Origin of the sequence: Winogradskyella sp. (assembly GCF_013042245.1) — a bacterium.
GTDB lineage: Bacteria > Bacteroidota > Bacteroidia > Flavobacteriales > Flavobacteriaceae > Winogradskyella.
The window spans coordinates 31,786-52,452 of the sequence record NZ_JABDQL010000082.1; the positions used below are offsets into that span (position 1 = coordinate 31,786).

The 20,667-nt window shown below is 34.8% G+C and carries 16 protein-coding genes, 1 tRNA gene and 1 pseudogene; 5 read left to right on the forward strand and 13 right to left on the reverse strand.

Annotation, left to right across the window (positions count from 1 at the left end; all coding sequences use genetic code 11):
- Nucleotides 1-45 precede the first annotated feature (45 nt).
- The 10 genes from HKP48_RS06945 to HKP48_RS06990 form a co-directional block, all read right to left on the reverse strand.
- A complete protein-coding gene (locus HKP48_RS06945; RefSeq protein ID WP_296344209.1) occupies nucleotides 46-1,023 on the reverse strand; it encodes a 2-hydroxyacid dehydrogenase in 978 nt (325 codons plus the stop codon).
- Nucleotides 1,020-1,385: a cupin domain-containing protein gene (locus HKP48_RS06950; RefSeq protein ID WP_296344244.1), complete on the reverse strand. Its 366-nt coding sequence runs from the start codon at nucleotides 1,383-1,385 to the stop codon at nucleotides 1,020-1,022. The genes HKP48_RS06945 and HKP48_RS06950 overlap by 4 nt, the downstream gene beginning before the upstream one ends.
- Before the next feature lie 27 nt (nucleotides 1,386-1,412).
- The gene (mgtE, locus tag HKP48_RS06955) at nucleotides 1,413-2,786 is read right to left on the reverse strand and encodes a magnesium transporter (protein ID WP_296344211.1); all 1,374 of its coding nucleotides are present in this window, start codon (nucleotides 2,784-2,786) and stop codon (nucleotides 1,413-1,415) included.
- A gap of 22 nt (nucleotides 2,787-2,808) precedes the next feature.
- Nucleotides 2,809-3,585 (reverse strand): 16S rRNA (adenine(1518)-N(6)/adenine(1519)-N(6))-dimethyltransferase RsmA, encoded by a 777-nt coding sequence (gene rsmA, locus HKP48_RS06960; RefSeq protein WP_296344213.1) that lies wholly within the window; start codon nucleotides 3,583-3,585, stop codon nucleotides 2,809-2,811.
- 4 nt (nucleotides 3,586-3,589) lie between these two features.
- On the reverse strand, nucleotides 3,590-3,778 hold the full coding sequence (locus HKP48_RS06965; RefSeq protein WP_296344215.1) for a hypothetical protein: 189 nt from the start codon (nucleotides 3,776-3,778) through the stop codon (nucleotides 3,590-3,592).
- Nucleotides 3,779-4,050: 272 nt separating this feature from the next.
- Nucleotides 4,051-4,374 carry a DUF4286 family protein gene (locus HKP48_RS06970; RefSeq protein WP_296344217.1) on the reverse strand — a complete coding sequence of 108 codons (324 nt, stop codon included), beginning with the start codon at nucleotides 4,372-4,374 and terminating at the stop codon, nucleotides 4,051-4,053.
- Nucleotides 4,375-4,507: 133 nt separating this feature from the next.
- A complete protein-coding gene (locus tag HKP48_RS06975) occupies nucleotides 4,508-6,247 on the reverse strand; it encodes a tetratricopeptide repeat protein (protein ID WP_296344219.1) in 1,740 nt (579 codons plus the stop codon).
- Between the two features lie 177 nt (nucleotides 6,248-6,424).
- Nucleotides 6,425-7,696: a serine--tRNA ligase gene (serS, locus tag HKP48_RS06980; RefSeq protein WP_296344221.1), complete on the reverse strand. Its 1,272-nt coding sequence runs from the start codon at nucleotides 7,694-7,696 to the stop codon at nucleotides 6,425-6,427.
- An 86-nt stretch (nucleotides 7,697-7,782) separates the two neighbouring features.
- The gene (locus tag HKP48_RS06985; protein WP_296344223.1) at nucleotides 7,783-9,090 is read right to left on the reverse strand and encodes an HTTM domain-containing protein; all 1,308 of its coding nucleotides are present in this window, start codon (nucleotides 9,088-9,090) and stop codon (nucleotides 7,783-7,785) included.
- Nucleotides 9,071-10,000 carry a bifunctional riboflavin kinase/FAD synthetase gene (locus HKP48_RS06990; RefSeq protein ID WP_296344225.1) on the reverse strand — a complete coding sequence of 310 codons (930 nt, stop codon included), beginning with the start codon at nucleotides 9,998-10,000 and terminating at the stop codon, nucleotides 9,071-9,073. Before HKP48_RS06990 ends, HKP48_RS06985 begins: the two co-directional genes overlap by 20 nt.
- A gap of 231 nt (nucleotides 10,001-10,231) precedes the next feature.
- Between HKP48_RS06990 and HKP48_RS06995 the strand changes: the two genes are divergently transcribed.
- Nucleotides 10,232-15,220 (forward strand): thrombospondin type 3 repeat-containing protein, encoded by a 4,989-nt coding sequence (locus HKP48_RS06995; RefSeq protein ID WP_296344227.1) that lies wholly within the window; start codon nucleotides 10,232-10,234, stop codon nucleotides 15,218-15,220.
- A gap of 31 nt (nucleotides 15,221-15,251) precedes the next feature.
- Nucleotides 15,252-16,151 (forward strand): type IX secretion system membrane protein PorP/SprF, encoded by a 900-nt coding sequence (locus HKP48_RS07000; RefSeq protein WP_296344229.1) that lies wholly within the window; start codon nucleotides 15,252-15,254, stop codon nucleotides 16,149-16,151.
- Between the two features lie 56 nt (nucleotides 16,152-16,207).
- On the opposite strand, the gene pth is transcribed toward HKP48_RS07000, so the two are convergent.
- The 3 genes from pth to HKP48_RS07015 all read right to left on the reverse strand — a co-directional run bounded on the left by pth (nucleotide 16,208) and on the right by HKP48_RS07015 (nucleotide 18,587).
- Entirely contained in the window at nucleotides 16,208-16,774 is a 567-nt protein-coding gene (pth, locus tag HKP48_RS07005; protein ID WP_296344231.1) for an aminoacyl-tRNA hydrolase, read from the reverse strand.
- Between the two features lie 139 nt (nucleotides 16,775-16,913).
- Nucleotides 16,914-17,534 (reverse strand): 50S ribosomal protein L25/general stress protein Ctc, encoded by a 621-nt coding sequence (locus tag HKP48_RS07010; protein ID WP_296344234.1) that lies wholly within the window; start codon nucleotides 17,532-17,534, stop codon nucleotides 16,914-16,916.
- A gap of 111 nt (nucleotides 17,535-17,645) precedes the next feature.
- The gene (locus tag HKP48_RS07015; protein WP_296344237.1) at nucleotides 17,646-18,587 is read right to left on the reverse strand and encodes a ribose-phosphate pyrophosphokinase; all 942 of its coding nucleotides are present in this window, start codon (nucleotides 18,585-18,587) and stop codon (nucleotides 17,646-17,648) included.
- Nucleotides 18,588-18,732: 145 nt separating this feature from the next.
- On the opposite strand from HKP48_RS07015, the gene HKP48_RS07020 reads away from it, so the two are divergent.
- The 3 genes and pseudogenes from HKP48_RS07020 to HKP48_RS07030 form a co-directional block, all read left to right on the forward strand.
- A tRNA-Leu gene (locus HKP48_RS07020) sits at nucleotides 18,733-18,814 on the forward strand.
- 412 nt (nucleotides 18,815-19,226) lie between these two features.
- Nucleotides 19,227-19,852, forward strand: a pseudogene (locus HKP48_RS07025) (efflux RND transporter permease subunit); the annotation flags it as partial.
- A gap of 532 nt (nucleotides 19,853-20,384) precedes the next feature.
- On the forward strand, nucleotides 20,385-20,667 hold a 283-nt coding region (locus tag HKP48_RS07030), incomplete at its 3' end, for a hypothetical protein (RefSeq protein ID WP_296344238.1).

Consider the following 20,667-nt stretch of genomic DNA (forward strand, 5'->3'; position numbering starts at 1 on the left):
GCGCTAACTTTCATTTAAAAGTATGATTTTCTTCATACAATAAAATTAGCAAAATTTTGCTTTGATTTTATCTACTATAGTTTGCGCCAATTTCTCTTTGCTTTCATTGGTCCAGCCTGCAACATGTGGCGTTAAAATTACATTGTCAGCATTTATGAGGTATTGAAAAGCTTCAGGCAAGTTACTTTTTTTTCCTTTTCGCATCCATCGAAATTTAGGTTCTTCAACTTTAAACAAATCCTCAAAAGATGTTTTTTCATATTCTAAAACATCTAAACCAGCACCTAAAATTTTTCCAGAATCTAATGCGCTTATTAAATCTTCTGTAACAACACTTTTGCCACGAGCTGTGTTTATGAGCCAAAAAGGGTTTTTAAAATTATTAATGAATTCAGTATTCATCATCTTTAGAGTTAATGGGGTTTGTGGTGTATGTAAACTTAGAACGTCGGCTTTTTCTTTCAATTCTTCTAGCGAAACTTGAGTGCAATTCTCATCTTCAACGTTTGGTTTAATGTCATAGCAAATGACTTTAACATCAAAACCTCTAAGTTTTTTAGCAAAAGCTTTACCCATATTTCCATAACCAATAAGTCCAACTGTTTTTCCATCTAACTCAATACCGCGATTAGCTTCTCGTAACCATTTGCCTTGTCTAACTTCCTTGTCTGCTTTGTTGAGTTTGTTAAACAAGGATAATAGCATGCCCAAAGCATGTTCAGCAACAGCATTCCTATTGCCTTCTGGGGCATTAAATAAAGTCACACCTTTAGATTCTGCATAATCACAGTCTATATTTTCTAAGCCGGCGCCAACACGACCAATGAACTTTAAATTCTTGGCAGCATCTAAAAATTGTTTATTAATGCTAAATCGGCTTCGGATAATAATGCCATCGTAATCAGATATTTTAGCTTCAATTTGAGATTTAGATGAGGTGTAATCTTCATGATTGGTAAAGCCTAAATCGTTAAGTTGATTTATGAGGAGTTGGTGGTTGGTGTCTATGTGAAGTATTTTCAAATCCAAGGGTATTCTGTTTGGGTCTTTTCATGTTCTATATCACCTGTATGCGCAGTGTTTAACATTTCGAAGAGTAGAAGATGTACTTCTTCGTCATTTTTAGTACATGGATTATGCTCCACACCTTTTGGCACTACAATGAGTTCTCCTTCTTTTACAATTTCGGTTCTATCTCTAAACTGCATATAAAGTGTGCCTTTTACAACTTGAAATAACTCATCTTCATTTTCGTGACTATGCCATACAAATTCGCCTTTAATCTTGGCTAATATTACTTGCATGTTATCCACCATTGCGATGCGATGTGGGTGCCATTGTTTAGTGAAAAGTGCGTGTTTGTCTTCAATATTTATTGCTTTAATATAGTAAAGTTACAAAAGCAAGGCGAATTATATACCTAGAATTAATCTGGCAATCCAAAAGTAGAGTAAAATGCCAAGGATATCATTACTCGTAGTTATAAAAGGTCCTGTTGCTATAGCTGGGTCAATTCCACGTTTATCTAAAAATAATGGGACAAATGTGCCAATAAGACCAGCCATTATAATAACAGCGACTAGTGAAACTGAAATAGCAAAAGCTGTGTTAATTTCTCCTTTAGTTGCCCAAACAAATAAAAATAAAAATATAGCAAGAATAACTCCGTTTAAAGCTGCTAAAAACATCTCTTTAAGTAATCGATTATTTACACTGCCTCTTACATCATCATTGGCTAAACCTTGAACGATAATGGCACTAGATTGTACACCAACATTTCCTGCCATAGCCGCTATTAGTGGTGTAAAAAAGAAAAGTACAAAAGCTTCGCCCTTAAAAGCTTCCTGAAAGCCTTCCATTATTAAAAAAGCACCTATACCACCAACTAAACCTAAAAATAACCATGGTAAACGTGCTTTTGTCAATTCTACAATACTATCGTCAGAATCTACATCTTGGGTAATACCAGCAGCTAATTGGTAGTCTTTATCGGCTTCTTCTTTAAGTACATCTACAATATCATCAATCGTAATACGTCCAACTAGGGTTTGTTCGTCATCTACGACTGGTATGGCTTCCAAATCGTACTTTGCCATTACTTTTGCTACATCTTCTGCACCATCATTAACATTTACCCAATCGACATTATCTTTGGCGATATCGGCAATTTTTTCATCGCTTTTAGCAGTAATTAAGTCTTTAAGCGAAAGACGTCCAATAAGTTTTTCTTCTTTATTGACAACATATATAGAGTGTACTCTTGTCACATCTTTTGCTTGTCCTCTAATACGACGTATACAACCAGCTACTGTCCAAGTTCCATAAACTTTAACCAATTCTTTAGCCATAAGACCACCGGCAGTATCCTCATCGTAAGCTAAAAGTTCTTGTATTTCGGCCTTGTGTTCCTGGTCTTCAATCTGGGAAATAACGGCTTCTTGACGTTCTTCTGGTAATTCTGCAATGATATCTGCTGCGTCATCGGTATCTAACTCTTCAACCTCTTCGGCAATTTCTTTTGTAGAAAGGTTTTCAAGAATTTTTTCTCGGACATCTTCATCAAGCTCCGTTATAATATCTGATGTGGTCTCGCTATCTAAAAGCTTAATAATATAGATGGATTTATCAAAATTTAACTCATCTAAAATCTCAGCAATGTCTGCGTAGTGAAACTCATTTAAAAGCACCTTTAATCCCTTGTCATCTTGATTTGAGATAAGTAACTGAACGTTTTCTAAAAGCTCGTCAGTAAGTTGAAATTGGATGTTTTCTTGAGTTTCTTCCACTAAGAAGTTTAATTCTTAAAAATTAATTTTCATCATTTTCAATTGAAGTGGTCAGCTCAATAAATTGGTCAACACTTAATTGTTCTGGGCGTTGCCCAAATATAGTATTTGCTTTTAAATTATCCGATAGATTAAATATTTTTAAACTATTACGCAATGTTTTTCTTCGTTGCTGAAAACTTGTTTTGACAACTCTAAAGAATAATTTTTCGTCGCAAGGCAAGGTATAATTCTCTTTACGAGTTAATAATAACACTCCAGAATCTACTTTTGGAGGTGGATTAAAAACATTTGGAGGTACAGTAAATAAATACTTTGCATCATAAAAAGCTTGTGTTAATACAGAAAGTATACCATATACTTTGTTACCTTCTTTAGAGCAAATGCGTAAGGCAACTTCTTTTTGGAACATTCCAGAAAACTCCGGAATTTGGGCACGCATCTCTAAGGTTTTAAAGACTATTTGTGAAGAAATATTATAGGGAAAATTACCGATTACGGCGAACGGCTTTCCTTTGAATACTAAGTTTAGGTTGTATTTTAAAAAATCTTTTTCATAAATTCTATCAGCGAGATGGAGATAGTTGTTTTTTAGGTAATCTACAGACTCAGTATCTATTTCTATAACGTGAGTTGTGGTGTTTTTTTCAAGTAGATACTTGGTTAACACGCCCATACCAGGGCCAATTTCTAATACATCATCGTAACCTTTTAAAGATAAAGTATCTGCTATTTTTTTGGCAATATTTTCATCTTTAAGAAAATGTTGACCGAGGTGTTTTTTTGCTTTTACGCTCATATGATTAATCCAAAGGTTTCTTTAATGAAATAAAAATAAGTAATAACCCTAAACCAAGTCCACAAAGAAATCCACCAACTGTTTCCCAAGGCTCAATATTATACTGCAAATATGTTAATATTGCTCCTGATGCTATAATTAGTACACTTATTGCTATTAGTAGCGTTTTGTTATTATATATTAAGTTATTCATGATTTTAAATGTCCGTAATGAGTAATAATTAAAATTTCAAACTCATTCTGTCACATTGAGTACTGAGAATAAACTAAAGTCGAAATGCCTTGTAAAACAATATTTTAGATTTAGCTACGCTGAACCTTACGGTTTCTCGACCACACTTCGACTACACTTCGACTACGCTCTGTGACTACGCTCTGTGACCACGCTCTGTGACCACGCTTGAAATGACAGAGAAATCATTATATTTTTCAATTTATGATTAAAAAAGGATAATCAATTCATGATTATTTAAAATTTACAGCATATTCATCAACAACTTCTAGTTCTGTTCTAAAGGCTACCATTTTATCGGCAAAACGCTTTAGACCGTCTTGACGCAATCTATCTGCATCGTCTCGGTAATAGGTGTCTAGTGCTTTTCGGGAATATGAACGGAATTGAATGGAATAGGTTTGCCCTCCCATTTCTTCATCGACCAAAACTTTTGAAAAGGTAGCTCTATCAAATTTTCCAGTAGACAAAACTTTTGGGATGTGCTCTTTAATCCAAATTAACCATTCGTCATGAACGGAATCGTCTATGTTTACGGTGACGTTGTATATAATCATACTATTAAAATTCTAAAGACCAAAGGTAATCCTTTTTGTAATCTAGTCCCGAAGCTTGAGGGTGGAGATTTAGCAAGATTTAATTAGACTTTGGTCTTTGAGAGATTATCTGATGTTTATTGAAAATTATAGATTAATTTATGGTATCTCCTCGCAACATCCTAAATTTCTTTCGGGCTTCGACAAAATAAATACTGTCTTCATGGTCAAAGATAATTTTTTCGTAGAGCTCTTTTGCCTCTTCAGGCTTTTCTAGATGTAAGTTATAGAGCTCTGCTAAATGATAATAAGCATCATCAATAAAGATATCTTCGCGATAATCGGCTATGATTTTTTGGTAATTTATTTCTGCTTTTTCGTATTGTTGTTGCGATTCGTACAATCTAGCTTGTGTGTATAAAGTTTCGTCAATAATACTTTCGCCAATGTGTTCAGTTAGTATTTTATCTAGTAGTTTTATGGCTTCATTTGTTTTATTCTGAAAGGCAAATAAGTCTGCTTTTGCGTAATATTTTAAAGCTGTTTGAGTGCTATCGTCCCACTTGTTGTCAGAAATCAACAGTTTTAAATCCAAAGCATCATTGGCAATCAATTGGGAAGTTGAAGCTTTTAAGACTTTGAGTTGAGACTCTGCCCATTCAAAATCACCTTTGTAGTAACTGGTCTTCGCAATTTTATAGGCAGCTTCTTGTGCAAGCGTACTATTTTTTAGGCTAGTTTTTATTTGAGTATAGAAAATAAGAGCCTCATTAAATTTTTCTTGAAGAACTAAAATATCTGCTAAGCGTAATTTTACCATGCCTTCTTGAAACGGCGAAATATCTAATTTATAAGCTTTTTTCAAAAATTCTGAAGCTGCCTTAGGTTGGTTGTAATCAAAGGCCAAAAACTGACCGTAAGACAACTGAAGCGACAAAGTAGATTCAAAGGTTCCAAAGGTTTCAAAAAGCTCTAGGTATCTTTTGTTTACATGTTCTAATTCTTTTTTGGACGCTGATTTTGTTTGTATCTCAAGTAAAGATTGATGCGCTAATAATAAGACATCTTTTTCCTGTGATGTGTCTAAAATATAATTGAAAATGGATGTAGCTGTCTCGTTATCTCCATCATCTCTGGCTGTAATGGCCAAGTCTATAATTCTGTCTAGGCTTTCAGGATTTCTTTTGTACAAAGCCTTTTCTTGCACAAAAGATTTATTGTATTGTTTCTCCTGCACATATAGCCAACTCAATAATTCGTACCAATAGATGTCAGGATTTGATTGAATTTTTTTAAGCAATAAAATGCGAAGTGACTTATTACTCTCGGTATCTCTATTTTCTGAAATAAACTGACTCAGATTTCGCTTTATATTATTTAGTGCATTTGGCTTGTAGGAGACATAATCGAGATAACTCGAAAACATATTTTGTAAATCACCCAAGTCGCCATAAATACGCGCTAGTTGTATGCTAAAGTTCTTTTCTGGTAATAATTCTGTCGCCTTCTTGTAAGCTTTTATAGCTTGTGGTAAAAGTGAATGTTTCTCAAAACGTTGACCTATACTGTATACGTAAGTTGGTCGTTCATCTAGGGCGCCAATTGCTTCTTTATAAAGGCTTTCGGCCTTGGCGATACTATCAGATAGTTGATAGTTATAGCCTAGTTCTACAACTAGGTATGGAACTCGATTGGTTTTTAAGCGTTTTTCTAAAACTACTTTAGCGCTATCGTATTGTTCTAATTGTTGAAAGGTTTCGACATACTTATAGATATAATTATAAGGCTTAGCTTTATACAGTGTATTATATAAAAGCAGTGCTTTTTTAAACTGGCCTTTCTTAAAATATGTATCTGCCAAATCTAATTGATCCTGTTCTTGCTTTTTAGTCATTTCCTGCACTTGTGCAAAATTGAAAGAAAAAACAGAGATAAAAAGAATAATTATGTATTTCTGAAACCTCATAAGTTGTAAATATAACAAATGGGACTTATAGATATTGCAAATGGTATCATAAAAAATGCCCAAGGTTACTTGGGCATTTTTTGATTTTATCTTATGTGTAAAAAACTAACTTATTTTATCAAAACCTGTATACGGAATTAATACCTCAGGGACTTTAATGCCATCTTCCGTTTGGTAGTTTTCTAAAATGCTTGCCAAAATACGGGGCAAAGCTAAAGAACTTCCGTTCAATGTATGAGCTAATTCGTTTTTACCATCACTGTTTTTAAAGCGTAATTTTAATCGGTTAGATTGAAAGCTTTCAAAATTTGAAACTGATGACACTTCTAACCAACGCTCTTGCGCAGCAGAAAACACTTCAAAATCGTAAGTCAACGCAGAAGCAAAAGTCAAATCACCACCGCAAAGTCTTAGAATTCTATATGGTAATTCCAATTCTTTCAAAATGTCTTGTACATGAGCAACCATGCTATCTAAAGCTTCATAAGATTTTGAAGGATGCTCAACGCGAATAATTTCAACTTTATCAAATTGATGTAAACGATTAAGCCCACGAACATGAGCACCATAACTACCTGCTTCACGTCTAAAACAAGGTGTGTAGCCAGTAATGCCAATAGGTAATTCATTTTCGCTGAGAATTACATCTCTAAAAATATTAGTTCCGGGAACTTCTGCTGTCGGAATTAAATATAAATTGTCTTCCATAACATGATACATCTGACCTTCCTTATCCGGTAATTGACCTGTGCCAAAACCAGAAGCTTCATTAACTAAATGAGGTAGTTGGTATTCAGTATACCCAGCCTCGGTATTTTTATCTAAAAAATAAGCAATTAAAGCGCGTTGCAAGCGTGCACCTTTACCCTTATAAACGGGGAAACCAGCACCCGTAATTTTATTACCCAACTCAAAATCGATGATGTTGTATTTTTTTGCCAGTTCCCAATGCGGTAAGGCACTATCATGAAGTTGAGGCATTTTGCCATCGCGTAGAGTTTCTAAATTGTCTTCATCTGAATTTCCTGTAGGAACTAACAGATTTGGAACATTAGGAATTTTATAAAGCAGTTCATTTAATGCATCAGCTTTCTCATTAAGTTGTTGCTCAACGGTTTTAATAGTTTCTTTAAGCTCAGAGGTTTTATTTTTGAGTTCGTTAGCTTTTTCTGCTTGTCCGGATTTGAATAAATTTCCAATTTCTTTAGAAAGTGTATTCATTTCGGCTTTTGTAGCATCGAGAGTTGTCTGCAGTTTGCGGCGCTGCTCATCAAAAGTTAAGACAGCATCAATGATTGGTTGGGCGTCGATATTTCTAACGGTCATGCGCTTTACGATGTCCTCGCTATTTTCTCTTATATAAGAAACTTGTAACATAGTTACTGTTTTTTGCGCTTAAAGTTGCGCTAATTATCAAACCGCAAAAGTAAAAAGATTTTACGGCTGGTAAAACTATTACTACCCTATTTTGAAGGTAAAAGCCAAGTGCTATGTTTAAATTGATTCCATTCAACTTTTGCCAAGTCAACATCTGGGTTAACATAACGTTTTGATGGTTTGCCATTCACGCTCAAATAAGATGTCACATAGATAGAAACAAGTATGCCTTCAGCTTCAAATTTTTGTTTCAAGCGTTGCGAAAACTGCCAGATAAAATCGGGTTTTGTCTTAACACTTCGTTGTTGTTTTTTAGTTAGATAATCATCAAGTTTTATGGGGATAATGGTATTTGTAGCATTATCAACAACTCTAAAATGAATACGTCCACTTTTAGATCTAAGCATCATTCGCCATGATAGGCGATGACCTTCTTCTGTCCATAGTACATGGTCTTCTATAAAATAATGACGAAGCGGCAACGCCATCTGAATTATAAAATAAATACCAAAACCTATCTTCAGAATAGTGTTGTAGTTGGGAACTTCAATATGATTTTCTGTATATAATTCTTTCTTTTTAAAGAATAGATTTCTAACTGTTTTAGCATCAAAAAAGAAGAGGCAAAAAGCTAATGACAAATAAGGGAATATGCCAATATGGAATACAAAAGAATTGAAAAGATGAAAAAATATAGAAGCGTAAAAGGCATACTTTCGGGTTGGCTTGTAAAGCAAAAGCGGAATTATAAGACCATCAAATAAAATACCAGAGTAAGCAATAAAGTAATGCATATAATTCTGCTGAAGCAGTTCTCCAACAATCGGAAAGTGAGACTTGTTTAGCATTAATAACCTAACGGCAGAGCCGTCTAACCAATCAGGATAAATTTTGGCTACAGATGCATAGGTGTAGACTATAAATAATTGAAGTATAAACACCCAACGGCACCAATTGGGCATGGACATGCGTTTGAGTTTAGGGTTGAGGTTTACGTCTACAGAGGCATACTTATGAGCAGGTAAAAGAACCATGATAAAACTTAAGAGAAACAATAAGTAGTAATGATTGTTGTAAGATGATTTTTGCATAAAATAAGTACCAGCCCACATTATGGCAAAACCTAAGGCACTCCAACGGTATTTATAACCAAACATAATTAGGAGTCCAAAAATTCCCATTAAGATATAATAAGCATACATCCAGTTTCCGGGTAAGGGTTGTAGCCAATCAAAACCCATAAAGTTGAATGTAAATTGGGGATTAATCAGTGTGTTTTTTACCCAACCTGTAAATATTGCACCTACAGATTCTAAGAAGCAGAGTAGACCAAAGAAAATCCTAAAAACAATAAGTGACGAATTATCAATATGTTTAAAAAGAAACGTATTCATTTTTTGATTTTATATAAGCTAGCGCATTTTTTTTATCAGATTTAAGTTGAGTTTTTAGTGCGTCGATAGAATTAAATTTATGTTCGTCTCTAAGTCTTGTGAGCATTTCAATGACAATTTGTTTTCCGTAAACATCTTTTTTAAAATCAAAAAAATGAACTTCGATTGATCGCGGCTTATTTTCTATAGTTGGGTTTAAACCAATGTTCATCATACCAAAGTAATGCGTATCTTCAATCTTTGCTTTCACGACATAAACTCCATCTTTCGGAATCAATTTATAGTCTTCTTCTATATATATGTTTGCTGTTGGGAAATCGAGCGTACGACCAATTTTTTGCCCTTTTACAACTCTACCGGTTAAAAAATAATTATAACCCAAATAGGAATTAGCAAGAGATACATTGCCATTAACTAATGCATTTCTGATTTTTGTTGAGCTAATGGTCACATTTTCGATATCTTTTGCTGAGATTTCTTCAATTTCAAAATTGAATTCTTTCGCAAACTTTTTTAGATCGGTGATATTAGCGCTTCTGTTTTTTCCGAAATGGTGGTCGTAACCAATGACAATTTGTTTGGCATTTAACTCATCTATCAATATACCCTTGACGTATTCTTCTGCCGATAATTTAGAAAACTCTTTTGTAAACGTTTTGACGCAAATTAATTCTATTCCAAACTTTTCTAACAATAATTTTCGTTCAGAAATGGTGTTAAGAAGCTTTATAGATTTGTCTTGATGGAGTACCATTCTGGGATGTGGAAAAAAAGTTAATACACTAGGGATTTGATTATTAGCTTGTGATAGATTAACTACTTTTTCGAGTATTTTTTGGTGGCCAATGTGCACACCATCAAAGGTTCCAATTGTTAAAGTTTTAGAGAAAAGATCATTATTCAGCGACATTGACAGATTTTTTATTTTTTGTTAAGGATATGTGAAAAAAAAGTATAAATTTGAGTCCATATTTGTTAAACTAAACTAAACTAATTCAATCTGAATGATAAAAAAATTACTTTTAACCCCTCATACAAAATATTTATATTCTTTTTTTAACTAACCTTTTTTAAAGTCTTTACTCCAAATATAATATTGTTTGGATAAAAGACTTTGATATATTAATCAAATTCACTTCAAATGAAAAACAAATTACATTTAGCTTTATCAGTTATGATGCTTACATGTGTGTTTTCGGCATTTGGCCAAAACTATTGGCAAAGCGTGTCAAAAACAAGTGTTGAAAGTTCGCAAAAGCATGCTAATCTTAATGAAGAACATTACGAGACTTACCATCTAGACTTTAATACCTTCAAAGCAGGTTTGGTTGGAGCTCCTATGCGAAATGCGGTAAGCAATTCTAGAACTATTATTTATTTACCTAACGAAAATGGTGAGGTAAAACCATTTAGAGTTGTTGAAGCTCCTATTTTATCAGCTGAATTGTCAGCAAGGTATCCAAATATTAAAACATATATTGGATATTCCGTTGATGAGCCAGGAGTAAGAGCACGTTTTAGTGTTACACCTCAAGGACTTCAGACTATGTTATCTTATCTAGATAAGCCAACATCTTTTACGGTGCCTACAAGTAAAGGAAATACATCTGATTATATCTCATACAACCGAGGTACAATTGTTAATAGTGTCAAGGATTTTGAATGTTTAACTTCCGCAGAAGTACTTCCTATAAATGCAAATGGTATTTCTGGTAGAGATGCTAACGACCAAATACTAAGAGATTTTAGAATGGCTATCTCAACAAATGGTGAGTACACAGAATTTTGGGATGATGGTGATGATACTAATGGTGATGCACAAGAAGATGGTTTAGCGCAAGTGGTGTCAACTCTAAACAGAAATAATGAAGTTTTTGAAGTAGACATGGCTGTCACTTTTACACTGGTTACAGGAACTGAATTAGTTTTTCCTAATCCAGCCACTGACCCTTATGGTGCTGGTGGTTTGAATGGCGCATTACAAACAACATTGACTAATGAAGTTGGTGAAGAAAATTATGACATTGGTCATTTATTTGCTTTTGGGCCTAAGAACGGAAATGCAGGTTGTATTGGTTGTGTTTGTGAAGACGGAGCTAAAGGTTCTGGTTTTTCACAACATGATTTTTTAGATAATGATGGTGGTCCATACATGAATGACTTTTTTGATATCGATTATGTACCTCATGAAATAGGGCACCAAATGGGAGCAAACCACACGTGGTCTTTTAATTCTGAAGGTACAGGTGTTAATATGGAGCCAGGCAGTGGTACTACTATAATGGGCTATGCAGGTATTACTGGTGCTAACGATGTACAAAATCATAGCGATCCTTATTTTCATTATGCAAGTATTGATCAAGTATTAAATAACTTAGATACTAAAACATGTCAAACAGAAATTACTTTAACTAACAACCCTCCAGTTGCAGATGCCGGTCCAGATTATACTATTCCAGGCGATGCAGCATTTATGTTAGAAGGTTCTGCTACGGACGCAGACGCTTCAGATGTTCTCACATATAATTGGGAACAGATAGATAATGGTGTAACTACTTCAGGAGATTTTGGCCCTACTAAGACCAATGGTGCTGTATGGAGATCTAGACCTCCAAGCACATCGCCTGTTAGAAATATGCCAATAAGAGAAAGAGTGTTAGCAGGTCAGTTAACCGAAACTAACCCCTTAGATTCTCCGGACAACTCTACATGGGAAACGGTATCTACTGTAGATAGAGACTTAAACTTTGCACTTATAGTAAGAGATCGTTCTGAGGCAGATGGCGTAGGTCAGAATCCACAATCTAGTTTTGATCAGATGACGGTTACTGTTGTAGATACTGGAGCTACGTTTGCCGTAACGTCTCAAACAACAAATGAAACTTGGGATGCGGGCTCTACACAAACTATTACATGGGATGTGGCAGGAACAGACGCCAACGGTATTGATGCTACAGACGTAGATGTTTTTATTTCTACAGATGGAGGTATGACGTTTCCGTTTGCAGCGGGCACTTATCCAAATACAGGAACTGCAGATATATCAGTACCAATAACTGGAGGTGATACATCAACTGCTAGAGTTATGGTTAAGGGTGCTAATAACATCTTTTATGCAATTAATACAGCAGATTTTTCTATTCAAGAGTCTGAATACGTATTAACTGCAGATGACCCTTCTTCTACGGAAGTATGTTTGCCAACAGATACAACATCTTACACATTTACTTATAATACATTCCTTGGTTTTACAGACCCAACAGATTTTTCTGCAACAGGGTTACCAATGGGTGTAACAGCGGCATTTAGCCCTGCTTCTGCGACTGCAGACGGAACTTCGGTAACAGTAATAATTTCAGGGATTTCTACATTAGCTACTGGTAATTATCCTTTTGATATTGTAGGAACATCTGGTGCTTTATCTCAAAGTGTTCCTGTAGATGTCACAGTATTTAATGATATGATAGCAGCTCCAGTTTTACTTGCACCTGCTGACGCAGCAACAGATTTAAATGCTGATAGTGTAGAGTTATCATGGGAAGTTAATGATAATGCTCTTGCTTACGAGGTTGACGTATCTACTGATGCAGGATTCTCGTCAATAGCAGAAGGAGGCGTTGTAGATGCTCCAATGACAGTGTATTCTCCTACTTCATTAATGGCAGATACAGAATATTTTTGGAGAGTAAGAGGTGTAAATGACTGTGGTACACCAGGAGAATACCTAACAGCAAGTTTTATTACTGCAAATATTGTATGTACAAATTATGATTCAACAGACACTCCAGTTGCTATTCCAGATGGAGCAGGATTCTTTGGGCCACAAAATGGTCCACCAGCCAATTCTGTATTAGAAATTGTTAGTGCTACAGAAATAACAGATGTTAATGTTACTGTTAATATAACGCACACATGGGTTTCTGATCTTACACTTATTTTAACAAGTCCAGCAGGTGATCAAATAACACTTACAAGTGCTTTAGGTGGTGACGGCGACGATTATGCAGACACTGTTTTTGATAGTGATGCTGCCACGTCTATTAATGATGGAGCACCACCATTTACAGGAACTTTCGCTCCACAAGGAGATTTGTCTGTACTCAATGGAACTATTGCAACAGGAACATGGACTTTAACAGCATTTGATGCTTTTTCTGGCGATACTGGAACTATAAATAATTGGATATTGGAAATATGCGGTGCTCCACAACCAGATGCTGACGGAGACGGTATTCCTGATGCAGTTGATAACTGTCCAGCAACAGCCAATGCTGATCAAGCAGATTTAGATGGTGACAATATTGGAGATATATGTGATGATGATGTAGATGGTGACTCTGTACTTAACGTAGATGACAACTGTCCAGAAACTGCAAATACAGACCAGTCTGATTTGGATGGAGACGGAATAGGAGATTTATGTGACATCGAGTGTTTCGATTTTGATTCTACCGATGTTCCTTTAGATATCCCAGATAATACACCAATAGGTGTTAGTTCTTCTTTGCTCGTTAACGAAGCAGCCACAGTTAATTCTGTAATTGTAACAGTAAATATAACGCATACCTGGGTTGATGATTTAACTATAAGCTTAGTTAGTCCTGCTGGCACTTCAGTGGTTTTAGCCTCAGGAGTAGGAGGAGATGGTGATAACTTTACAAACACTGTTTTTGATAATGATTCTAGTAACTCTATAGATTTTGCTTCTGCTCCTTTTACAGATACGTTTGCTCCACAAGGTGACTTGTCAGCGTTCATGGGAGAAGCAAGTGGAGGAGAATGGTCACTTTTTGTTTCCGATGGAGTAGGTGGAGATACCGGTTCTATTGTCAACTGGTCTTTAAAAGTGTGTACTATTTTGCCACAACCAGATGCTGATTCTGATGGTATTGCTGATGCAGATGATAACTGTCCTGATACGGCAAATACTGATCAAGCAGATGATGATGGTAATGGAATTGGTAATGTTTGTGACGTTGATAGAGATGGTGATGGTATTCTTAATGATGAAGACAACTGTCCTGATACCTTTAACCCTGACCAAGCCGATTTAGATAATGACGGTCAAGGTGAAGCGTGTCAAGAAGTATGTGATTCAGCAGTATCTGAAGATACGCCAATAGCAATTGCCGAAGAACAGGATGAACCACAGGTTTATATTTCTGAGGTATTTGTTGAAGATAATTTTATGATTGAAGATATAAATGTTACTGTAGATATAACTCATACCTGGAACGGTGATGTTAGAATTGCGTTGATTCCTCCATCTGGTATAGATGACTTTATTTTCTTATCTTTTGAAAACGGAGGCACTTCTGATAACTATGAGAATACTGTATTTGACGATGATGCTACAACACCAATAGGTTCTGGTTCAGGACCATTTGCTGGGGAGTTTATACCAGACACACCATTATCTACATTCAATGGCACAATGTCAAGAGGTACTTGGGGATTAGCCGTTGTTGATATGGTTGACGGAGACGGAGGCTCATTTAACTCTTGGTCTATAGATATATGTGGACTTGTAGATTTAGAAGATTTTGACGGTGATGGTGTTTTAAATGACGTAGACAATTGTCTATTGGTGTTTAACGATGATCAAGCCGACAATGATGGAGATGGAGAAGGTGATTTATGTGATGACGATGATGATAATGATGGCGTATTAGATGTTGATGATAACTGTCAATTTACACCTAATGCAGATCAAGCAGATAACGATGGCGATGGTATAGGAGATATTTGTGATCCGGATGATGATAATGATGATGTATTAGATGAAGATGATAACTGTCCTTTTACGGCTAACACAGATCAGGCAGATATTGACCTTGATGGTACGGGAGATGTTTGTGATGGCTTAACAGCTAACGATGTTTTATCACCTAACGGAGATTTAATTAACGATACTTGGACGATTATTAATATCCAAAGATTCCCTGGCACTAAGGTAAAAGTCTTTAGTAGATGGGGTGATGAGGTATTTGCTTCCAACAATTACAATAATGATTGGAATGGTACAGGACCTGGAGGTAAAATATTACCAGCAGGATCTTATTACTATATATTAGACCAAGGAGGTACAGGAGATACAATCATTAAAGGTTGGATGGTAATCATATTCTAAGTAAGCCTATTAATTAATTAAAACCAAAACAATGAATTTTCTTAAAAACTCAATAAAAATAGGTGCATTGTTGTTATTTGGAGTTATGTACGCTCAACAACAACCAAACTACGCACTGTATAGATATACAATGAACGCTATCAACCCTGCTTATGCAGGGGCTGATGGTGTATCAAGATTAACAGCTAACTTTAGAAGTCAGTGGATTAATGTCAATGATGCTCCAGAAACTCAGACATTATTTTTTGAAACAGCTTTAGGTGATAAAGTAGGTTTAGGGCTTAGCCTTGTTAACGATAATGTATTTGTAGAAAACAACACAAGTTTCATGGTTGATTTTTCTTATAAGTTACAGCTTAATGATGCTACTAATTTATTTTTAGGAATCAAAGCAGGAGGAAGTACGTATAATTTTGACCGTGGCGGATTAGCTAATTTAGCATTCCCTGTAGATCCAGCTCTAGGAAATCTAGATACTGGATTTAGACCAAATGTAGGTGCTGGTGCTTATTTAGTGAATGATAAATATTTTGTCTCATTATCTATTCCTAGAATACTCTTAAGTGAGCGTATTAATTTGGAGAACGGTCGTTTAACTACGGCTAATGAAAAAACACATTTTTATTTGTCAGGTGGTTATAACTTCGATATCTCAAGTGATTGGGAATTTAGACCATCTACAATGGTAAGATCCGTTGGTGGAGCTCCAATTGCGGCAGACTTAACAGGAGCTTTTAGATATAATGAGCGTTTAGAATTAGCGGCTATGTATAGAACAACTGGAGGTTGGGCAGGAATGTTAATGTTCAACTTATCCGATTGGATGGATTTAGGTTATGCCTATGAAGGTTCTTCAAGAGAAGTTTTAAATAACACTAATGATGGAACTCATGAAGTTCTTATACGTATTAGTTTTCCTAAAGCGAACTAATCGAATAAAGTCAAACAGATTTATATTTAAAAAGGCTTCTCGTTAGAGAAGCCTTTTTATTTACCATTAAAAGTATTCATTGTGTTTTTCATCCCAGATAAGACAAAAGACTTTATGACTTCGATAGACTTTTTAAGTCTTTCTAGTAATTGTTTTTCTTCCTCATTAGACCATTCGCCTAATACATAATCTACTTGTCTGCCTTTTGAAAAACTATCACTGATACCAAATCTAAATCGATTGTATTTTGTGGTTTGTAATTTATCCTGTATGTCTTTAAGTCCATTGTGGCCGCCATCACTTCCTTTAGTTTTTAAACGCAATGTTCCAAAAGGTAAATTAAGGTCGTCTGTTACAACGAGTAAGTTTTCTAAGGGAACTTTTTCTTTTTCAAGCCAATATTTTATGGCCTTTCCACTTAGGTTCATATATGTGCTAGGTTTTAAGAAAATAAATAGCCGACCTTTTAATTTGTAGGTAGCAATATCACCAAGCTTATCTGTAGAAAACGAAAATTCCTCGGTTTTAGCAAATTCATCGAGAATTTTAAATCCGATATTGTGTCGTGTATTTTCATATTTATCACCAACATTCCCTAAACCAACTACTAAGAATTTTTTCATCGGGTCAATTTTTTCTTTTGCTTTAAAAAGGTTAGTCAACCATTTCAACATCATCTTATTTCTTTATTCAAAAGTAAAAAAGCATCCTGAATTACAGAATGCTTCTTTTAATATATTAAAAAAGTATATATCTACTTTATTATTGCGCTGCATCAGCTGCTGGAGCTGCATCTGTAGTTTCTACATCTTCATCTTCTTCAACATCAATAACTGCTAATCTACTTCTTCTTACTTGGCAAACAACAACATTGTCTGGGTGCAGTAATTTGAAGTCATCATTCTTTAATTCAGAAATATAGAATTTACTTCCAATTTTTAATGGCGTAATATCTATTTCTATAAATTCTGGTAATTTAGAAGGGATAGCTTTTACTCTAAGCTTTCTGAAAGGAACCCTTAAGTTACCACCATTTAAAACACCTTTAGAGCTACCAACGGTTTTAACAGGAATATCCATTGTAATTTCTTTCTTTTCAAAAATTTGATAGAAGTCTACATGTAAAATTCTGTCTGTCACTGGGTGAAACTGAATATCCTGCATTATTGCATTATAAGTTTCTCCATTATCTAAGGCAATCACAACAGTATGCGCGTCTGGTGTGTATACAAGTTTAGAGAATGCCAACTCTAGTGCAGAGAAATGCAATGGTTTGTCTCCTCCGTATATAACGCAAGGAACCTGACCAGCATTACGTAAGGCTTTTGTTGATTTTTTGCCAACGCTTTCTCTTTGAGATCCATTAATTGTAATTGATTTCATTTTTAAAAGTTTAATTTGTAATAGTTAAATACCTCTTTTTGAGGGCTGCAAATGTACTAATATATTACCAATTATCCTTTTTTAAATTTAGTTTTTTAAACCCTAGAAAGTTTACATTACAAATTTAGAACTTATAGACTTATTATAATGTACGTTTTGCATAACTTCAGCAAAGAGGTCTGCACAACTCAAAACCCTTAATTTTTTACTTTCTTTAGTCAAAGGAATAGAGTCTGTAACAATTAATTCTTCAAGTTTAGAGTTTTCTAATTTTTCGTAGGCACTCCCAGATAAAATAGGATGCGTACAAATTGCTCTAACACTTAAGGCACCGCGTTCCATCATTAAATCAGCAGCTTTGGTAAGCGTCCCTGCAGTATCAACCATATCATCGACCAACACTACATTTTTTCCAGTAACGTTACCAATGAGCTCCATATGAGAAATTACATTTGCTTTAGCACGTTGTTTGTAACAGATGACAACATCACTTTCTAAAGCTTTTGAATAAGCATAAGCACGTTTTGAGCCTCCCATATCTGGAGAAGCAATAGTAAGATTATCTAAATTTAAAGACCTGAGATACGGTAAAAATATAGTGGAAGCAAATAAATGGTCTACTGGCTTTTCAAAGAAGCCTTGAATCTGATCCGCATGTAAATCCATTGTAATAATACGTGTAGCTCCAGCAGCTTCCAACATTTTTGCAACAAGCTTTGCTGCAATAGGTACACGAGGTTTATCTTTTCTATCTTGTCTTGCCCATCCAAAATAAGGTAAAACAGCGGTAATATGTCTTGCTGATGCGCGTTTGGCAGCATCAATCATCAAAAGCATTTCCATTAAGTTTTCTGGTCCTGGGTGTGTAGATCCAATTATAAATATTCTGGTGCCGCGAATAGATTCTTCATAAGATGGTTGGAATTCGCCATCGCTGTATCTAGATGTGATAACATTACCAAGCTTAACGCCATAGGCATTAGCAATTTTTTTAGCTAAAAATTTACTTTGAGTACAAGTAAAAATTTTTGCTTCAGTTGAGTCGTAAGGCATTTTTTGTGTTGTATTATGTTAGTTTGTTGCAGTTGTAAAAATATATTCAAATTTAGAAAAATATTTGCCTAGCAAAAAACATAAAACCTAGTATTTTTAGTTGATTGACAGAAATTATTTTCTATTTTTGCAATCCAATTTTAAGGCTCAAGTGGCGGAATTGGTAGACGCGTCGGATTCAAAATCCGATTTCTTCGGAAGTGTGGGTTCGATTCCCACCTTGAGTACATCCGGGGACAAATCAATATTATTTGGTTTGTCCCTTTTTTTATTACCTTTAAAGACCCTATGCACATTAGCAATTGTGAGAAGAATTGGATATATACCTTTGGTTCGAACTTGAAGTTTTTCAAATAGAAACTTTTTTGGAAAATTGGAAAAATCGATCCTACGAGTTGTCTTTTTTAATCTAAATCACACACTTCAAATTGCTTGTCGAAGGATTCAAGTTTTTTAATTTTTCAAATGACTGTTCCATATCTTTAAGCTCCTTTAATTGCCCATGACTACGAAACTTAGCTTTTTGATATTCGGTAGAACTGAATTCTCCATCAAGATAAAGATCTTGTAAGCGAATCAGTTTTTGCTTCAGAGATTTAACCTTTACATAATGCGTTGGACGTAATCTTTCTCTTTTAGTTTGGCTTTTCAAGTATCTATATCATTTTTTGAAGAAGATATAGAATTTTACGGGAGCAGAAATCGTAGTCTCAAAAAACGACACTCATGACCAAGTGGTTTGTGACCTTAAGGTGTTAATGCTGCTTTGAGACCAGAAGCAACAGAATTAGGGCATATATTTTGGCACACGCTCTAAGGACGTGATAAAAACAGAAACGTTACTGCTGGTTGGGATTTACAAGAATTACGGAGTATTCAAGATTACCCTCTGAAATATGCGCTATCCTCTGCAAGTGGTGTTTCTGAAGTAGCTTCCATTGGTGGTTATGTCCAAGAATACCAAGTAGATATTAATCCAGAATTGATGCGTCAATATAACATTGGGTTGCATCAGGTTGTAAAAGCAGATAAGGAAAGTAATAAAAACATTGCTGCACAAACTATTGAAATTAATAATGCTGAATATTTAGTGCCTGGTTTAGGTTATGTAAAATCTATTGAAGACCTAGTAAATAGGGTCGTTACATCCTAAGATTATACAGCAATACCAATTAAAGATATTGGGAAAAGTCTCATTAGGTCCAGCAACAAGAGGTGGTTTATTAGATAAAGAAGGTGCAGAGCTTCTTGGTGCTGTTGTAGTAGGGCTAAATCTATTCTCATAGACCGCATTAATTACCAATTTAGAAACTCACAGATAGAGAAAATAAACAAACTACGCCCTTTGTCTTTTATAATTAAATAACTCTGTAAAGAACTTTTTTATATAGAGATTCTACAACATAATGCGAGGCAGTACGCTATAGGGTTATGCGGGTAAATATTAAAAAATAATGAATTATTATCTCAATTAATGGCTTCAGCCTTTGGTAAGGCATCGTTTGGCAAGTTGTAGTTTAACGGTTAAAAATAGCATTTCATCCGATTTTTTTAAATTTAATTTTTATAAGTCTAAACCGAATATTACAAAAAAATAGGGTCGTTTTAGTTTAAAAACCAATCATAAAACACGCCCTGTAAGCCATTAAAATTCATAAAAACAGACAGATAGGATAGATTACTAAAACGGAATTGTATAGTTTGCTGTTGTGCCAAAAATAACAAATAATACATTTTATTAGGTATTGTAAGATTTTAATCACACTTTTATAGTACAAAAATTAATTAATAGGTATCATGAAAGATAACTTTACGCACTGCAAAAAATTAGCAACAATAGGTTTTAAAATGCTAATCACACTCACTGTGATTTCTAATTTTAATGTATTACAAGCAAGTAATATTAAGATTACAAATGTTGTAGAGGAAGCTCAAAAGGTTACTCTAATAAATACCCTTAATAAACCATCTTCTGTTTTTGTAGAAGCAAGTTTACCAGAGGCACAACTCTTAACACAGGCGGTAGTAAAAGATACCCAAACCTTACACCTGTTTTCTCATGGTAAGCCAGGTGCCTTAT

Bases quoted from the DNA above. Each gene is read 5' to 3' on its own strand.
- HKP48_RS06995 (WP_296344227.1), top strand. From the start codon at position 10,232: ATGAAAAACAAATTACATTTAGCTTTATCAGTTATGATGCTTACATGT.
- HKP48_RS07010 (WP_296344234.1), bottom strand. From the start codon at position 17,534: ATGAAATCAATTACAATTAATGGATCTCAAAGAGAAAGCGTTGGCAAA.
- HKP48_RS07015 (WP_296344237.1), bottom strand. From the start codon at position 18,587: ATGCCTTACGACTCAACTGAAGCAAAAATTTTTACTTGTACTCAAAGT.
- serS (WP_296344221.1), bottom strand. From the start codon at position 7,696: ATGTTACAAGTTTCTTATATAAGAGAAAATAGCGAGGACATCGTAAAG.
- HKP48_RS06990 (WP_296344225.1), bottom strand. From the start codon at position 10,000: ATGTCGCTGAATAATGATCTTTTCTCTAAAACTTTAACAATTGGAACC.
- HKP48_RS06970 (WP_296344217.1), bottom strand. From the start codon at position 4,374: ATGATTATATACAACGTCACCGTAAACATAGACGATTCCGTTCATGAC.
- pth (WP_296344231.1), bottom strand. From the start codon at position 16,774: ATGAAAAAATTCTTAGTAGTTGGTTTAGGGAATGTTGGTGATAAATAT.
- rsmA (WP_296344213.1), bottom strand. From the start codon at position 3,585: ATGAGCGTAAAAGCAAAAAAACACCTCGGTCAACATTTTCTTAAAGAT.
- HKP48_RS07000 (WP_296344229.1), top strand. From the start codon at position 15,252: ATGAATTTTCTTAAAAACTCAATAAAAATAGGTGCATTGTTGTTATTT.
- HKP48_RS06975 (WP_296344219.1), bottom strand. From the start codon at position 6,247: ATGACTAAAAAGCAAGAACAGGATCAATTAGATTTGGCAGATACATAT.
- HKP48_RS06985 (WP_296344223.1), bottom strand. From the start codon at position 9,090: ATGAATACGTTTCTTTTTAAACATATTGATAATTCGTCACTTATTGTT.
- HKP48_RS06965 (WP_296344215.1), bottom strand. From the start codon at position 3,778: ATGAATAACTTAATATATAATAACAAAACGCTACTAATAGCAATAAGT.